This is a genomic window from Pedobacter namyangjuensis, from assembly GCF_003313325.1.
Taxonomy (GTDB): Bacteria; Bacteroidota; Bacteroidia; order Sphingobacteriales; family Sphingobacteriaceae; genus Pedobacter; species Pedobacter namyangjuensis.
In genome coordinates this window covers 316,427-332,921 of record NZ_QMHQ01000002.1, presented here as the reverse complement: position 1 = coordinate 332,921, position 16,495 = coordinate 316,427, and the positions used below count along the sequence as shown (strand labels likewise).

Genomic DNA, 16,495 nt, shown 5'->3' with positions numbered 1-16,495 from the left:
TTGTTATGTATTTCTTTATTTATTCTTTTTGCATTGCAGATTCTGGATAAATTCAGAATGACAATCAAAAATTACAGTTAAAAAGAAATCTCTGTCAGAGACCTAACAGAGATTTCTTTTTAGCAACAAAAAATTATTTAGTTACCTGAACCCATTTGCCTGCTAAAGTTGCGCTGATATTATTGTTGTACATCGCTTCGCATTGTACTGGCGCCAGATAATATTTACCTAGGTATGATGCATTTAACAGCACTTTATAAGTAACCGTTTCGTTTTCACGTAAGTTAAAATAAGTAAATACACGATCATCCCTAACATCGCGATAGGTGTAAGGCGATGATGCTAACATACTTTCGTTGTCGTTTAATCGCGTGTTTATGATTTCCCATCCCGAAGGAAAGATTTGAGTTAAAGCCATTTGCTCGTAATATCCTTGCTTACCAGGGTTTTTAACTACCACTTCTGCGTAAAAATCAGTGCCTTGCTTTAACGTAGTAGGATCTAAAACCCGTCCGTTTAAAGTTTTGTAACTCACATTCATTTCTAAAGCATCTGGATTATTAGGCAGATAGTTATTTTGACCAGGCAAAGGTTGACCTTGCAAAACTAAGCGAACAAATAACACGTTAGCTCCTGCGTTGGTAACACTTACAGCATTACCTTTAAAATTAACAGCGGTTTGATTTAAATATTGCTCGCTACTAACATTGCCTTTTGCACCATCTAAAATATAACTGTATTGCAACTTATTGCTACTGCTGTTTTGTCCGCAGAATTTAGCTATAGCTAATAAACTGTATGCGGTGGTTTGTGTACTATACCATGTATCCTGACCCAATCTCGATGCAACTTTTAACAGCAATTGCGCTGCCTTCGCCTTTTGTCCCATCAGGGTTAAGGTTTCCATAATCATTGCTTCGTCTCTTAAATCAGATCCGTAAGTTCCGCCTAGTTGAGTGTATGGCTCTACGTTTTGCGCTAAACCAGCAATTAAACCACTTGCTGCAGCAGATTGACCTGCAAGTTGATAAGCGGCCGCTAATCTCCATTTTGCTGCCACAGACAAATATTCAAATGCTCGTAATCTATTCATTGCAGCCATTTCTGGTTTTTTAGCCAATGCTAATACATATAGTCTATAAGCTTGGCTTAAATCGCCACCATAAAAATTATTGCTATTTGGAACCCAATTATTAGCTTTAGTTTTTTGGTAACGAATCAATTCATCAACCATACCAACCGGAATAGTGTAACCTTGGTTTTGGGCTTCGATTATAAAATGTCCGGCGTAGTTGGTTCCCCACTCATCAGATGAGCCTTCACCTGGCCAGTAACTTAAACCGCCTTCATTTGTTTGGAAGCCTTTCAAACGGTTAATTCCAGCTTTTATATTTCGCTCAATTTCGGTTTTCTTTTGTGCACTAACTTGCGTTAACCTATCCAGCATCAGTTGCGGGAAAATGCCAGAGGTAGTTTGTTCTACACAACCATGCGGATATTGGATCAAGTAGCTTAATCGTTTATCTAAATTTAACGATGGGATAGAAGATACCTCTAAAGTACCTTTATTCGTTCCAGCCATACCAATTGCACTGTAGTTAGCACGCCAAGTTTGTTTTGGCTGTACGGTAGCAGCAACCACATTTGTTATGTACGGATTTGGATTTCTAACATCCATCTCTACATCGTAAACGGTTTTTTCATTTCCGCTTTGCGCAATAATTTTAACTTTTGCTACGCCAACGGTATTTGGCGCTACAACTTGAAAGTAAGTCATTTGCTCGCCAGCTTTTGCAAATTGTAACTGCTGAACTTTAGTGCCCGCGACCATTAAATTACTACTTTGCAACTGTACCGAAACATTGCGTAAATTATTGTTGGTGGCAAAGATGTTAACTGGTAAAGTAAAACTTTCACCCGGACCAATTACCCTAGGCAAGGTTGCTAGAACCATGAGTGGCTTTTTAACCTCAACCGCTTTTTCGCCAAAACCATAAGCGCCATCTTGCGCTGCTACAACCATTGCTCTAACCGAGCCAATGTATTGTGGTAAGGTAAACTTATGTGTTTTGTTTTCGCCTTTGGCTAAGTAAAATGGCCCCAAGAATTTAACAACTGGCTTAAACCTATTTGCCTTAGCAGGATTTAAGTTTTTGTTAACCGAACCGTCTCCACCAATACTTAAAATTCGTTCCAAATTTCCACCCCAAGCGCCTAAAACCTGATCAAATAAATCCCAGGTTTTTACACCTAAACCTTCTCTAGCATAAAATACGCTGTGAGGATCTGGAGTTTTAAATCTAGTTAAATCCAATAAGCCCTCGTCAACCAAAGCAATGGTATAGGTCATCGCCTTTCCTTTTGCTTCGCTAACATTTATTGTGCTTTCAACCTCCGGTTTTAAGGTATTTGGCATTTTTATAATGGGCTTTAAAATCGTTTCTGGGTCTTCAATTTTCAACGGAATAGCGCCATACATTCTTATCGGTAAATCGTTTACGGTTTGAGCATGTGGTTGCAACAAAGTGATGTTTGCAAATACATTCGGAGCCATATTTTTCTCGGCCTTAAACTTAAACTGTGTCTGACCTTTATCGGTGTTAATCCAATAAGTTTTTAAAACGCGACTACCATTTTCTATTGATACTAAAGCTCTGCCATTTTCTCCTGTTGGGATGGTCAGGGTAATATCTTCGCCTACGTTATATTTCTCTTTGTTAGCTGTAAAAGATAACATCGAAGCTTCCGTTGGGTTGTTGCTTTGCTCACGTTGTGCCCATCCTGGCCAATCTATGTAAACGGATTTTCCGGTAGTATGACCGCCATTTTCATCGCGAACTAAAATTAAATATCGTCCCCATTCTGGTTCGTCTATTCTAAAGCTCCAACTACCTTTACCGTTACTTAACGAAATATTGTCTTTCTGAACCAATTTGTTGTACTGGTTTTGGGTAAAGTTAGCATAGCTATTTTGGTCATCTTGTTCCCACCACCAACGCCACTGCACTTTATACAATTCTACTTGTACCGATTTGCTCGATGCCAATAATTTTCCGTCTCTATTAACGTTTACAATATCAATTTTATGGTTTTGCCCAGTTAAAAGCATACCACTTAATTTATCGCCTTGCGGTGTTTTTATACCTAAATAATTACTATAAACATGGTATGGAATACTGAAGTTATCTATACTAAAATTCCCACCTGGTTCAAAAACCTTTGTGCTAAAGTTGGCACGCAATACGCCCGGAGCAGTATTGCTCTCACTTAAGTTTGTATTTACTACAGCATTCCCTTCGCCATTTAGAGTTCCCTCAAATATGGTTTTAATTTGAGATTCGAAAATTACCGTCGGATTGTCGAATGTATACTCGTCAAAGCCCTTAAATTTTGTTTGGGTAGTATTTAGGTTAACATCTACTTTTGCTTTAAGATTTTGCGCTGGTGTGCCAAATAACCACTTTGCAGACAAGGTTGTAGCAGATGAAGCGCCATTACCTAAATATGTTTTTCCACCTAAATCGAAGTTTATTTTCAATCTATTTGGCATAATGGTTTCAATCTTGATGGTTTTTGAAAACGATGCGCCACCAACTTTAACCTTTGCCAGCCAATTACCGGTAGGGGCAGTGTTATCGGTAGCAGTTTTAAAAGTATAAACCCCATTTAAGGCGTTTGCATTAATCATCCTTTTAACTAACTGACCTTTCGGGTTGTAAAACTCAAAAGTAGCTGGGTAATTTGCCGGTAATTTCTTTAGTTTATCTTCCAAAACAAAAGAAAGATATACGCTATCGCCAGGACGCCAAACGCCTCTTTCACCATAAATAAATCCTTTAATTCCTTCTTGAACCATATCGCCACTTACGTCAAAACGACTTAGTGGGAGCGAATTTCCATCATCCAGTTTTAGGTAACCGCGTTCCGTACCATTTTTAGCAATTAGCAAAAAGGGCTTACGTTTTAAATCAAAACTTGCTAATCCGTCTCCATCGGTTTTAACAGTTGTAAGTAGTTGACGTTGGTAATCTAAAAGCTCAATAGAGACACCGCTTAGGGGTTTTGCGCTAATCAAATCTGTAGCTACAACTAACATACTGTTATCGTTACCACGTTTTGCAACCAAACCAATGTTTGAAGCTAATAAATTTCTGCTTGCCCAACGTTCGTTAGTGTAGTAAGAATCTGTACACGGATTTTCTCTATCATCCCACCTATAGTTTCTTGGGTAATAACTATCGTAACGTTCCCAAAAATCATCGTCTTCATCTATCTTCTGGCCATAACCACCACCGTAGTAATCGCCCTCTTCACTATCAGTTTCCTCGCCATTTTCTGCACCTGATGTAGTACACTCATAAACGTTATATTCCTTTCTAAAACCAATAGTTACACGATACATTGCACCGGGTTCGGTTTTAATCAGCTTATCCAAATCTAACGTAAAACGAGTTTTTTTATGCAGGTTAACAGCTTTATCTTCGTCTAAGCGAATGGTTTTTTGCACTACAGGTTTGGCAACACGCCTTAACTCATTTCCTTCTTTGTAATTATTTACTTGGAAAAACTGCGGAATATTATTTTCGTAAATTTTGATGATGGTAACATCTACAGCTTTTAAATTTACCGACTCAAATGGCAAAACCAACTTCCCAGAATTCGGCAAAATAGTACCCGTTCCGGCAATGGTAACAGACGGCAATTTATCTTCGAAAACAATGTTTGCTGCTTTTGCGCTTTGTAGCGTTCTATTATCTATATCAATTATCGAGGCGTTTACACCTACGTTGTAATTGCCTTTAAGTTCATTAGGCGAATAAACTTTAATTTGGCTGGCATCTATGGTAAAACGTAGGTCTTGCAAATCGCCTAGAGAGATTAAACCGTTTAAATCTTGCGCCACATTTACAGGCATTGAGGTTTGTACCAATGCATAATCTTCCTGACCCTGAACTGCTTTAATATCAAGAACTTTGAAAACGTTCAAAGCAGGTACGGTAACGGTTTCCTCACCCTTATTATCATCAGCATCAATTACATCTCCATCCCATCTTAAAACTAAGGGTTGCTCTTTATTTTGTTTCTTAATGCTATCAATTACAAAAGTAGATTTGTTTTTTTCTGGCTGGTGCGACCATTTTACACGTAGTTTGTTTCCGAAATCCACCTCTAGCGCTTTCTCAATTTCCTTCTGCTCTTCATTATCGGCAGTATTAATCTCGCCACTTAATTTCATGTAAGTTTGCGAAGTATTGTTTTGAGAAACTAATCCATTTTGCGTTAAACTTAGTCCCGGTTTTATTACCTTAAAATCAAATTCAAACTCATCCAAACCTTTTTCGGTAGTTGTAATTAAACCTAAATTTAACGTTGCCTCGTATTTCTGATCAGGTTTTAAAGGCTCGTCTGGTCTAAACTCAATTGTTTGTGCATCAACCCAAAATGTTTTACCTTTTATATTGGGCGAGAAATCCAACAAATCTCTTTCATCGGCCTTGCCCATATCGCTTACACTTGTTACGGCGCTTGCCAAATGAATTTTAATGAAACTCTTTTTAGAAATAGTTCCCGAGGTATAAGACTCTACATATTTAGCATAAGCCTGCTTGTCTTGCTGTTTCCTCTTCCTAGTAAAAAAGTAGGTTGCTGTTCCTAATAAAATAACTGCTAAAATGCCAAAAATGATGTAGCGCCTATTTTGTTGAGCGAAAGATTTTACTGAGTTTTCCATGTAATTTGCACCGGTAAAAATGTTACTAAAACTAGCAAAAGAATTATTAAAACAACTTTATTAGTTTTCAACTAATAATTAAAATTGTTCACAACCAAAATATTTGGTGTAGTTTGAATAAAACTTTGTAATCTAATTTATATAAAACGAAATAACATTTTTGCACCGTTTATTATTTGTAGTAAATAGCACATTATTCGTTAGAAAAAAATAATTAATCGTTTTTACTTGTTTCGAAGGTTTTAATAGCAAAGAGTTCCAGCTATTCGACAAATGAGTTTTAGAAAAGCAATTGCGTACGTAATCGGTTCCGAAAGCCCGTCTTTCCGCTAAATCTTTTTACCTCTAAATCCCCTAAAGGGGAATTGGTAAAAAGGATATCGCTACAATACGGTTTAGGTGGCAAAACTTGTAAAGATTACAGAAATTAAGTGAGAGGTTAGGATACCTATTTAATCATTACACCCGGCTTGTTGAGTAGGGGAATGCGGATGAGATTACTATCAATAATGCTTTCTGGCAGAAAAATAAACTTTTTATCGAATATGTCCTTACCAATATAGTAGCTTAACCAATACTCATTCGTTAAGCCAAAAACTGCCGGATCAATTGCTTCTATTCCAGCTACAGACTGAGCCGGAACATCGCCAATAAAATGCCTTAGCAGAGATGTTTTCACTTGTTTGCCATCTTTTTCTCCATAACCTTTCGACGTAACAAAGACATTGGTTAGAGGCTCGTTTTTTAAATTGACTAAATAAACCGTCCAACTGCCAACTTCTGGTGTTTCGCCAACTAAGGCTACAGCAATGGCAATATCTTCTACAATATTTTCTGGTAAATCTGACTTCATTTAGAACAAGGATAAATGAGCAAAGAACAAGGAACTCATGTCTTTGATCTTGGTTCCTTGTTCTTTATACTTTCGTTATTTTTTCTTTGCTACCGCTTTTTTCTTAGCAGGTGCTTTTTTCTTTTTAGGTTCAAAAGCGTCTGGTACTTGCGCAACAATTAACTTTTTAACATCCTCTAAAGAAACCGCTGCCAATTCTTCGGCAGTATATTTTTGTTTGGTTGCAGGGTTGTTACCCAATTTTAGCATATCTTTTCCGAAACGGATAAATGGTCCCCAACGGCCGTTTTCAATGGCAATCTTTTCATCATTCCACTGTTGTATGAAACGATTATTTTCCTTTTCTATTTTCTTATCAATTAATTCTTTGATATCATTTTTTGAAAGGTTATCAAAATTGTAAGCTTTAGGAACGTTAATAAATAAGCTATTCCATTTTATAAAAGGACCAAATCTACCTGTACCTTTTGTAACCGGCAAACCTTCGTATTCTGCAACTGGTGCATCAGCAGTAATTTTCTCGCCAATAATTTCAATTGCTCTGGCTTGGTCAACAGTTAACGGATCTTCATTTTTAGGAATAGAAATGAAAGCATCGCCCCATTTTACATAAGGGCCAAATCTACCAACGCCTACAGAAACTTCTTTACCCTCATAATCTTCTAACTGAAACGGTAATTTGAATTGATCTAAAGCTTCTTCTAAAGATACAGTGCCAACAGATTGATTTTTATTTAAGCTAGCATAACGTGGCTTATCTTCTTCATCGTCACTAATTTCGCCAATCTGAACCAATGGGCCGTATCTGCCCACTTTTGCATAAACATTTTTTCCACTTACGGGGTCTACACCTAATAAACGTTCGCCGTTTGCACGCTCTGCATTTTCCAAAGTATCTTCAACCTCAGTGTGGAAAGGTTTATAGAAGGAGTGGAGCATTTTTGTCCATTCCTGCAAACCTTGAGCAATTTCATCAAACTGTTTTTCAACTTTTGCAGTAAAGTTAAAATCTACAATGCCTTTAAAATGTTCTACTAAGAAATCGTTTACAACTTCACCAATATCAGTTGGGAAAAGTTTTCCTTTTTCGGCACCAGTAATTTCAGATTTTATTTGTTTACTAATTTTACCACCGGATAAAACCATGCTTGTAAACTCCCGCTTCCTTCCATCACGTTCTTCTTTTACCACATAACCTCTATTTTGAACTGTAGAAATTGTCGGCGCATAAGTAGATGGTCTACCAATACCTAATTCTTCTAGTTTTTTTACCAAGCTCGCTTCAGTATATCTAGCCGGCGGACGAGAGAAACGTTCGGTAGCGGCTAATTCTTTCAAAGTTAACACTTGCCCTTTGGCTAACGGAGGTAGCAAATTGCTGTTTTCGCTATCTTCGTCTTCGTCGTCTGTAGATTCTAAATATACTTTTAAAAATCCATCAAACTTTAGCACTTCGCCTTCTGCTAAAAGCGCTTCTTTCCTAGTACTGATACTTATGTCGGCTGTCGTTTTTTCAAAAACAGCTTCGCTCATTTGAGATGCAATGGCACGTTTCCAGATTAAATCATATAAACGTTTTTCGGCATTGTCGCCATCTACACTATGTCTGTTAAAATAGGTAGGGCGAATTGCTTCGTGGGCTTCTTGCGCACCAGCAGATTTGGTTTTGTAAACCCTTGGCTGGTGGTATTTATCTCCCCATGCAGATTTGATTTCATCTGCAGCAGCTGCGATTGCAGTCTCAGAAAGATTAACAGAATCCGTTCTCATGTAAGTGATCTTACCACTTTCATATAGCTTCTGTGCTATTTGCATTGTTCTACCAACAGAATAACCTAATTTTCTAGAAGCTTCTTGCTGTAAGGTAGAAGTGGTAAACGGCGCTGCCGGATTTCTTTTAGCAGGCTTAACTTCTAAACTGCTCACCGTAAAATTTGCGTTAATACAGTCTTGTAAAAATTTTTCAGCTTCTGCTTCTTTTTCAAAACGCTGTAGCAGTTCTGCTTTTACGAGCTCTTTTCCCTTACCGGTGGTAAATTGTGCGGTAATTTTAAATGCAGCCGTGGCATTAAATTTATTTACTTCCCTTTCTCTATCAACAATTAAACGTACGGCTACAGACTGAACCCGGCCGGCAGATAAAGATGGTTTTACTTTTTTCCATAATACTGGAGAGAGCTCAAAACCCACCAAACGATCTAAAACACGTCGAGCTTGTTGAGCATTTACCAAGTTATAATCTATTGTTCTTGGTGTTTCTATCGCTTTTAATATAGCTGGTTTTGTAATTTCATGAAAAACGATGCGTTTGGTATTGCTTTCTTTTAAACCTAAGGTCTCGTACAAGTGCCAAGATATAGCTTCTCCTTCGCGGTCCTCATCGGATGCTAGCCATACCATTTCGGCACCTTTTGCTAATTTCTTAAGTTCGGCAACAAGCTGTTTTTTGTCAGCAGGCACTTCATAAGTTTGGGCGAAATTGTTATCAATATCAATTCCCATGTCTCCTTTTACCAAATCACGGATGTGACCATAACTAGACTTAACCAGAAAATCTTTTCCTAAATACCCCTCTATGGTTTTAGCTTTTGCAGGTGACTCGACGATCAGTAAATTTTTTGCCATTCAGAACGTTTTTCTGCAAATAAAACTATAAATTAGAGTAAAATCAAAATCGAGCTGGCATTTAATTTAAAAATACTATATAAAAAATCAAGCTAACTAACTCTTTTACATACCTTACCGTATCTAATCAGCATATTTTAAAAAAAAAATAAAATAATTTTATTTACGCTTGAATTATTTTATCAAACCAATTACGTGCTATCTTCGTTTCTAAAATCAAAAACAATATCATGATCAATACCTTATTAATTTTATTCGGCTTGTTAACTACGGTTGCGCCAGAAAAAACTATTTACGATTACAGCATTAAAACCATTGATGGTAAAACTGTAAAACTTTCCAAATTTAAAGGCAAGAAAGTGTTAATTGTAAACACTGCATCTAAATGCGGTTATACAAAACAATATGAGGATTTAGAGAAATTGCACAAACAGTATGGAAAAAATGTTGTGTTAATTGGTTTTCCGGCGGGTAATTTTGGCGGACAAGAACTAGCAACAAATACAGAAATACAGGATTTTTGTAAAAAGAATTTTGGAGTTACGTTTTTATTAAGTGAAAAAGTAAGCGTTAAGGGCGATGATATGACTCCTTTATTTAGTTATTTGACCAAAACCGCAAATCCTGATTTTACAGGAGATATTAAATGGAATTTCGAAAAATTTCTAATTAACGAAAAAGGACAGTTGGTTCATCGTTATCGCTCTGCGGTTAAACCCTTAGATGAAACTGTGGTTAAAAATTTCTAATCTCTATTTTAAACAATCTTTATCCCAAAGCTTAATCAGCTCTGGGATTTTTTTTAACCATAAACTTTGACATGAACTATACACCATTTTTTATTTTAGCGCTATTTTTATTAGTTGCGTTATATTTTATCTTTCGCAAGAAAAAAGTTATGCCTGTTGTATTAAGCAAAGCTGATATTAAATTACTAGAAACAAACGTTGAGTTTTATAGCAATTTGAATGCGCAGAAAAAAAAGAGATTTGAGCAAAAAGTGGCCAATTTTTTGGCTGTTGTGATAATAAAAGGTGTAGGATTTGAGGTTACTGCCCTAGATAAACTTTTAGTAGCTGCTAGTGCGGTTATTCCGATTTTCGGATTTGATGATTGGCAATACAAAAACCTGCAAAATGTGCTTTTATATCCTGATACTTTTAACAGCGATTTTGAATATGAAGGTGGTGACCGAAACATAATGGGAATGGTTGGCACAGGATATCTGAATGGTCAAATGGTTTTGTCTCAATCTGCTTTGCACCATGGTTTTTCATCAAGCGCAGGAAAAGGAAATACAGGCATACACGAATTTGTTCATCTTTTGGATAAATCTGACGGTGCAACAGACGGTGTGCCAGAGAATTTTTTAAAACATGAGTATGCCGAGCCATGGATAAAGATGATGCATGAAGAAATGGAACGGATAGCTGAAAACAAATCAGATATCAATCCATATGCTACAACCAACCAGGCAGAATTTTTTGCAGTAACAGCAGAATATTTTTTTGAAAAACCAGAACTGCTTAAGGAGAAACATCCAGCCATATATAATAAGTTAAGTAAAATTTTCGGTCAAGATTTGGCGCAATAATATTACATACATTTAATGTTCAGGCTTTGTATCTGTTTTAATTGCATTTATCTTCGCATTAAATAATAAATGTAATGCAGCATACTAAACGTCTTCTACTTTATACAATTTCCATCGCCTTGCTTAGTGCTTGCAGCTCAAAATATGCTTTGGTAAAATCAAATAGGGAAGAGTATAACATTAATAATAGTCTGGCGGTTGATAGTACAATTATTAAAACCTATTTGCCTTACAAAGCCGAACTTGATAAGGAAATGAACCAAGTAATTGGTTACACTGACGTTACATTATCCAAAAGTTCAAATCTTCCGGAGTCTGTTTTAGGTAATTTCTTTGCAGATGCAGTCTTAAATCAAGCAAAAAGGATAGATCCGAATATAGATTTTGCAATCCCTACCACCAATGGCGGAATAAGAAATGATATTGCCAAAGGCGAAATTACGGTATCAAAAGTTTTTGAATTAATGCCGTTTGAAAACGAGACAGTAATTTTTACCCTAAAAGGTAGTGATGTATTAGATGTACTAAAATTTATTGCATCTTCTGGCGGACAGCCGGTTGCTGGTGTTAAAATGAAAATAGATAATAAGCTTCCTAAAGACATTTTTATAGGTGATAAAGCATTTGATGTAAATAAAAATTATGTGGTGCTTACATCTGATTATATTGCAAGTGGAGGCGATGGAACGACGGGGTTTTCCAAACCAATTGCTAAAAAAGTTTTGGGTTTAAAGGTAAGAGACGCATTATTGCAAGAGATTAAACAGCTAAATGCAAATGGAAAGAGAGTTAATACAACATTAGATGGAAGAATTGCTAAAAATTAATCGCCGTAATTTTATTAGAACTGGTGGAATAGCTAGTGCTGCAGTTGCGTTGAGCATAAATTCTTTAGACGCATTTGCTAACGGCCGTTTGCAAAAATTAACCATTTTGCACACTAACGATGTTCACAGTAGGATAGAGCCTTTTCCGATGGACGGATCTCGGAATCAGGGTTTAGGTGGGAGCGCAAGAAGAGCCGCATTGATCAAAAAAATTAGAGCTGAGCAGGATAATGTGCTGTTACTTGATGCTGGAGATATTTTTCAAGGAACGCCCTACTTTAATAAATTTGGTGGCGAGCTAGAGATTAAATTGATGAGCCAGATGGGTTACGATGCAACTACGCTGGGCAACCATGATTTTGATAATGGTGTAGAAGGTTTTTATAAACAATTACCTCATGCTAATTTTCCTGTTCTAATCGCAAATTACGATCTTTCAAACACACAGTTATCAAAATCTACACAGCCGTTTAAAATCTTTAAAAAAGCCGGACTAAAAATTGGGGTATTTGGTTTAGGTATAGAACTAAAGGGCTTGGTAGATCCTAAAAACTATGGAGAAACGCAGTATTTAAATCCGATTGTAAAAGCGAATGAAACCGCCTCTATATTAAAGAATGGTTATAAGTGTGATCTTGTAATCTGCTTATCTCATTTAGGTTATCGATATAGAGACAACGCTGTTTCTGACCAAGTTTTGGCTAAAAACACAAGAAACATTGATTTGATTATTGGTGGACATACGCATTCGTTTATGGATGTTCCTGAAGATGTAAAAAACTTAGATAATAAAATAACTACCATTAATCAGGTAGGATTTGCGGGAATTAATCTAGGAAGAATCGATTATTATTTTGAAGCTTACAAGGATAAAAAAATGAAGTTCGGCACACCTTATTTGATCAATAATAAGCTAGATTCTTAATGTGTTCGTCATTCCCGTAAAAACGGGAATCTTAAAGTAAGCAATAGCATTTGCCAACTTTCGCATTACGATTGCCAGTCGAGCTGGCAATGACGCATCAAATAAGTGAATCGTAAAAGAGGAAATGGGTGTTCAGTATTTTGTCATTCACCGCAAAGCGAAGAATCTATTGTAAAGAATCCCGGTTATCAGATTCACCCAAAATCGGAATTGCAAATTTTAGTTTAAACTAAAAAACCACCGCCCAACAAATCTTTTCCTTCGTAAAATACAGCAGATTGACCTGGTGCAATTGCAGAAACGTTATGATCAAAAACCACACGCATTCTATCTTTCTCTTGCACAATAGTACTTAACATGCCAGCATCTTTGTAACGTATTTTAGTTATTACGTTGTCTAAAGGCTCGTTAATGTTCTCATACTTAATAAGATTTATATTTCTTACCATTGCCTCTTTACGCTCCAATTCATCGGCTCTGCCTAAAACTACCGTATTACTTTCTGGCAAAATTTGCGTAACAAACATAGGTTCGCCAAAAGCAACGCCCAAACCTTTACGCTGACCAATGGTATAAAAAGGGTAGCCTTTATGTTGCCCGATAATCATACCTTGGCTATTGATGAAATTTCCACCGGCAACTCGGTCTTCCAAATCTTCAACTTTGTGTTTTAAGAAGGCTCTGTAATCATTATCCGGAACGAAACAAATCTCGTAACTCTCGCTTTTTTTAGCAAGTTCCTCTTGCCCCATATCCATTGCCATTTGGCGAATATCTGATTTAGCAAAACTGCCCAAAGGGAATTTTGTACGGGCTAAATTCTCTTGAGATACACCCCAAAGTACATAAGATTGATCTTTATTCTCGTCTAATCCTTTAGAAATGACATATCTGCCAGAGTCTTGTTGGCGAATATTAGCATAATGACCTGTTGCAATAAACTCGCAATCTAGTTTGTTGGCACGTTTTAGCAATGCTTCCCATTTAATGTGCGTATTACACAAAACACAAGGGTTTGGCGTACGACCAGCCAAATATTCGTCTACAAAATTATCGATTACAAAATCGCCAAATTCATCTCTAATGTCTAAAATATAATGAGGAAAACCATAGTTTACGGCAAGCGTACGTGCGTCGTTTATACTATCTAAACTGCAACAGCCAGTTTCTTTGCTACTTCCACCAGACGTAGCATAGTCCCAGGTCTTCATGGTTAGGCCAATTACTTCATAACCTTGCTCATGCAACATTACTGCCGCTACCGAACTATCAACCCCGCCACTCATGGCCACCAAAATTCTACCGTGTTTGCTCATCTTTTTATTATACTGATGCAAAAGTACAGATTTTACGCCAATTCAATTATTTACGCAGTCTGCATAATGTAAAAAAGCCTAACAATGTTTAGTGTTCAATAGTAGTTCTAACTAGGATAAATTAAATTTAAAATGTAACAAATTAATTAATAAGGTTAACAGAAAGGCCTCTGATAGTGATTTACTAAATCCTTTTAGTTTATTCATAAATAAGTTTTCGCACTAGATGTTAATTTTATAACTTAGGTTTTTATTTCTATAGTATAAAGATAAAACATGAAGAAAATCTTAATCTATTCGTCGATTTTGTTAAGTGCAATTACTGTTAATGCGCAGCAAAATTTGGCCAAATATGTTAAACCAATAATTGGTACCGAAAAAATGGGACACACTTATCCTGGTCCAACGGTGCCATTTGGTGCGGTACAGTTAAGCCCCGAAACAGACACTATTCCGTACGAAATGAATGGAAAATATAACGGCGATGTTTACAAGTACTGTGCGGGTTATAGATATGAGGACAAAACAATAGTGGGCTTTAGCCATACGCATTTTAGCGGAACTGGGCACTCAGATTTAGGCGATTTTTTAATTATGCCTACACAAGGCAAATTGCAGATGAATCCCGGAACGGCAAAAGATACCAAATCTGGTTATCGCTCTGCGTTCTCTCATGCAAACGAAACAGCAGAAGCTGGCTACTATAAAGTAAAGTTAGATGACGATAACATTACTGCTGAACTAACAGCCACCAATCGTGTTGGTTTACATCAGTACACATTCCCAAAATCTGATCAGAGCCATATTATATTAGATTTAATGTCGGGTATTTACAACTACGATGATAAAACGGTTTGGACTTATGTACGCGTGGTTAATGATACTTTGGTTACGGGATATCGCCAAACTTACGGGTGGGCAAGAACACGTACAGTGTATTTCTCTATGAGTTTTTCTAAACCGTTTAAAGGTTATGGACAGAAAAATTACGATGCTAAGCAAGCTTACAGAGGTTTTTGGGGTAAATTTGATCAAACGAAAAACCACCCAGAAATTGCAGGCAGAAAAGTAAGAATGTACTTCGACTTTGACACAAATGAGGGCGAAAAAGTGAAAATTAAATTTGCTATATCTCCAGTAAGTCAAGAAAATGCATTGCAAAATATGCGCTCTGAAATTACCGGTTGGGATTTTGACAAGGTTAAAGCTCAGGCTAAAGCATCATGGAATAAGGAATTGAATAAAATTAACATCGATGCTTCTGAAGACGATAAGACCAATTTCTATACGGCAATGTACCATGCTTTTATCAATCCAACTACTTATATGGATGTTAATGGGCAGTATAAAGGATTAGATCAAGGCATACATACTGCAAACGGTTTTACAAACTATACCACATTTTCGTTGTGGGATACTTACCGGGCTTTACATCCATTTTTTAATATAATGCAACCTAGCCGCAGTAGTGATATGGTTAAATCTATGATGGCGCATTACGAACAGAATTCGTTAAAAATGTTGCCTATTTGGTCGCATTATGCCAACGATAATTGGTGCATGAGTGGTTATCACAGTGTATCAGTAATTGCTGATGCGGTTATAAAAGGGGTTTACTTGGGTGATGCAAACGCTGCTTTAGATGCCTGTATAGCGACGGCCAAAAAGCGTAATTACGAAGGAATTGGCTATTACATGGATATGGGTTACATTCCTGCAGAAAAAAGCGGTGTGTCGGTTTCAAATACGTTAGAGTATGCTTATGACGATTGGTGTATTGCTCAATTGGCCAAAAAGCTAAATAGGGAAGACGTTTACCAAGAGTTTATAAAACGTTCTGGAAATTGGAAGAACAACTTCGATCCATCAATTGGTTTTATGAGACCCAAAATGGCAGATGGAAGCTTTAAGAAAGATTTTGATGTTTTAAATACACATGGACAAGGTTTTATAGAAGGAAACAGCTGGAACTATAGTTTCTTCGTTCCTCATGATCCAACAGCGTTGATGAATGCAATGGGTGGTAAAAAGAAATTTACCGCTCGCTTAGATACCTTGTTTACCATGCATTTGCCTGATGAGTTTTTTAAGGATACAGAAGATATTACTCGTGAAGGTATTATAGGCGGTTATGTACACGGAAACGAGCCTGCACACCACGTGGCTTATTTCTATAATTGGACAGACCAGCCCTACAAAGGACAAGCACAAATTCGTAAAATCCTTAAAATGCAATACAAATCAACTCCAGATGGTTTAGGTGGAAATGACGATTGCGGACAGATGAGTGCGTGGTATATGTTTTCGTCTTTAGGCTTTTATCCTGTTTCGCCAGGTGGAGATGAATACGCCTTAGGCTCTCCTGCGGTAAAAAATGCGAGTTTGACGCTAGAAAACGGTAAAAAATTTACAGTAGAAGCGATTAACCAAAGCGATAAAAATGTTTATGTACAAAAGGTGCTTTTAAACGGTAAGCCTTTAAACAAACTATTTATTACACATGGTGATATTACCGGAGGTGGCAAACTGACTTTCTATATGGGTGCCAAACCTAAAAAAGTTTAGTTATAGTAAAGTACTTATTAAGAGCCATTGGTATAATACCAATGGCTTTTTTTATGTTG

Annotated in this window: 9 protein-coding genes; 5 read left to right on the top strand and 4 right to left on the bottom strand. The window is 36.8% G+C overall.

Annotated elements, in window-relative coordinates:
• Positions 1-133: 133 nt before the first annotated feature.
• The 3 genes from DUT69_RS08620 to topA all read right to left on the bottom strand — a co-directional run bounded on the left by DUT69_RS08620 (position 134) and on the right by topA (position 9,209).
• Positions 134-5,731, bottom strand: a complete 5,598-nt coding sequence (locus DUT69_RS08620; protein ID WP_113652830.1) for an alpha-2-macroglobulin family protein — start codon at positions 5,729-5,731, stop codon at positions 134-136.
• A gap of 448 nt (positions 5,732-6,179) precedes the next feature.
• Positions 6,180-6,584: a hypothetical protein gene (locus DUT69_RS08615; protein WP_113652829.1), complete on the bottom strand. Its 405-nt coding sequence runs from the start codon at positions 6,582-6,584 to the stop codon at positions 6,180-6,182.
• A 75-nt stretch (positions 6,585-6,659) separates the two neighbouring features.
• Positions 6,660-9,209, bottom strand: coding sequence for a type I DNA topoisomerase (gene topA / locus DUT69_RS08610; protein ID WP_113652828.1), 2,550 nt, complete (start codon positions 9,207-9,209; stop codon positions 6,660-6,662).
• A gap of 230 nt (positions 9,210-9,439) precedes the next feature.
• On the opposite strand from topA, the gene DUT69_RS08605 reads away from it, so the two are divergent.
• From DUT69_RS08605 to DUT69_RS08590, 4 genes are all read left to right on the top strand, one after another.
• Positions 9,440-9,958, top strand: coding sequence for a glutathione peroxidase (locus DUT69_RS08605; RefSeq protein ID WP_113652827.1), 519 nt, complete (start codon positions 9,440-9,442; stop codon positions 9,956-9,958).
• Between the two features lie 149 nt (positions 9,959-10,107).
• A complete protein-coding gene (locus tag DUT69_RS08600) occupies positions 10,108-10,803 on the top strand; it encodes a M90 family metallopeptidase (protein WP_317047209.1) in 696 nt (231 codons plus the stop codon).
• Positions 10,804-10,877: 74 nt separating this feature from the next.
• Positions 10,878-11,630 (top strand): 5'-nucleotidase C-terminal domain-containing protein, encoded by a 753-nt coding sequence (locus DUT69_RS08595; RefSeq protein WP_113652825.1) that lies wholly within the window; start codon positions 10,878-10,880, stop codon positions 11,628-11,630.
• Entirely contained in the window at positions 11,608-12,555 is a 948-nt protein-coding gene (locus DUT69_RS08590) for a metallophosphoesterase (protein ID WP_113652824.1), read from the top strand. Before DUT69_RS08595 ends, DUT69_RS08590 begins: the two co-directional genes overlap by 23 nt.
• A gap of 224 nt (positions 12,556-12,779) precedes the next feature.
• Here DUT69_RS08590 and mnmA read toward each other — a convergent pair whose 3' ends face one another.
• Positions 12,780-13,871, bottom strand: coding sequence for a tRNA 2-thiouridine(34) synthase MnmA (mnmA, locus tag DUT69_RS08585; RefSeq protein ID WP_113652823.1), 1,092 nt, complete (start codon positions 13,869-13,871; stop codon positions 12,780-12,782).
• 276 nt (positions 13,872-14,147) lie between these two features.
• Between mnmA and DUT69_RS08580 the strand changes: the two genes are divergently transcribed.
• Positions 14,148-16,436 (top strand): GH92 family glycosyl hydrolase, encoded by a 2,289-nt coding sequence (locus DUT69_RS08580; protein WP_113652822.1) that lies wholly within the window; start codon positions 14,148-14,150, stop codon positions 16,434-16,436.
• Positions 16,437-16,495 lie beyond the last annotated feature (59 nt).

What these genes read in the sequence shown, in the direction of transcription:
- mnmA (WP_113652823.1), bottom strand. Translation starts at nt 13,871, where the DNA reads ATGAGCAAACACGGTAGAATTTTGGTGGCCATGAGTGGCGGGGTTGAT.
- DUT69_RS08620 (WP_113652830.1), bottom strand. Translation starts at nt 5,731, where the DNA reads ATGGAAAACTCAGTAAAATCTTTCGCTCAACAAAATAGGCGCTACATC.
- DUT69_RS08590 (WP_113652824.1), top strand. Translation starts at nt 11,608, where the DNA reads ATGGAAGAATTGCTAAAAATTAATCGCCGTAATTTTATTAGAACTGGT.
- DUT69_RS08605 (WP_113652827.1), top strand. Translation starts at nt 9,440, where the DNA reads ATGATCAATACCTTATTAATTTTATTCGGCTTGTTAACTACGGTTGCG.
- DUT69_RS08595 (WP_113652825.1), top strand. Translation starts at nt 10,878, where the DNA reads ATGCAGCATACTAAACGTCTTCTACTTTATACAATTTCCATCGCCTTG.
- DUT69_RS08615 (WP_113652829.1), bottom strand. Translation starts at nt 6,584, where the DNA reads ATGAAGTCAGATTTACCAGAAAATATTGTAGAAGATATTGCCATTGCT.
- topA (WP_113652828.1), bottom strand. Translation starts at nt 9,209, where the DNA reads ATGGCAAAAAATTTACTGATCGTCGAGTCACCTGCAAAAGCTAAAACC.
- DUT69_RS08580 (WP_113652822.1), top strand. Translation starts at nt 14,148, where the DNA reads ATGAAGAAAATCTTAATCTATTCGTCGATTTTGTTAAGTGCAATTACT.
- DUT69_RS08600 (WP_317047209.1), top strand. Translation starts at nt 10,108, where the DNA reads ATGCCTGTTGTATTAAGCAAAGCTGATATTAAATTACTAGAAACAAAC.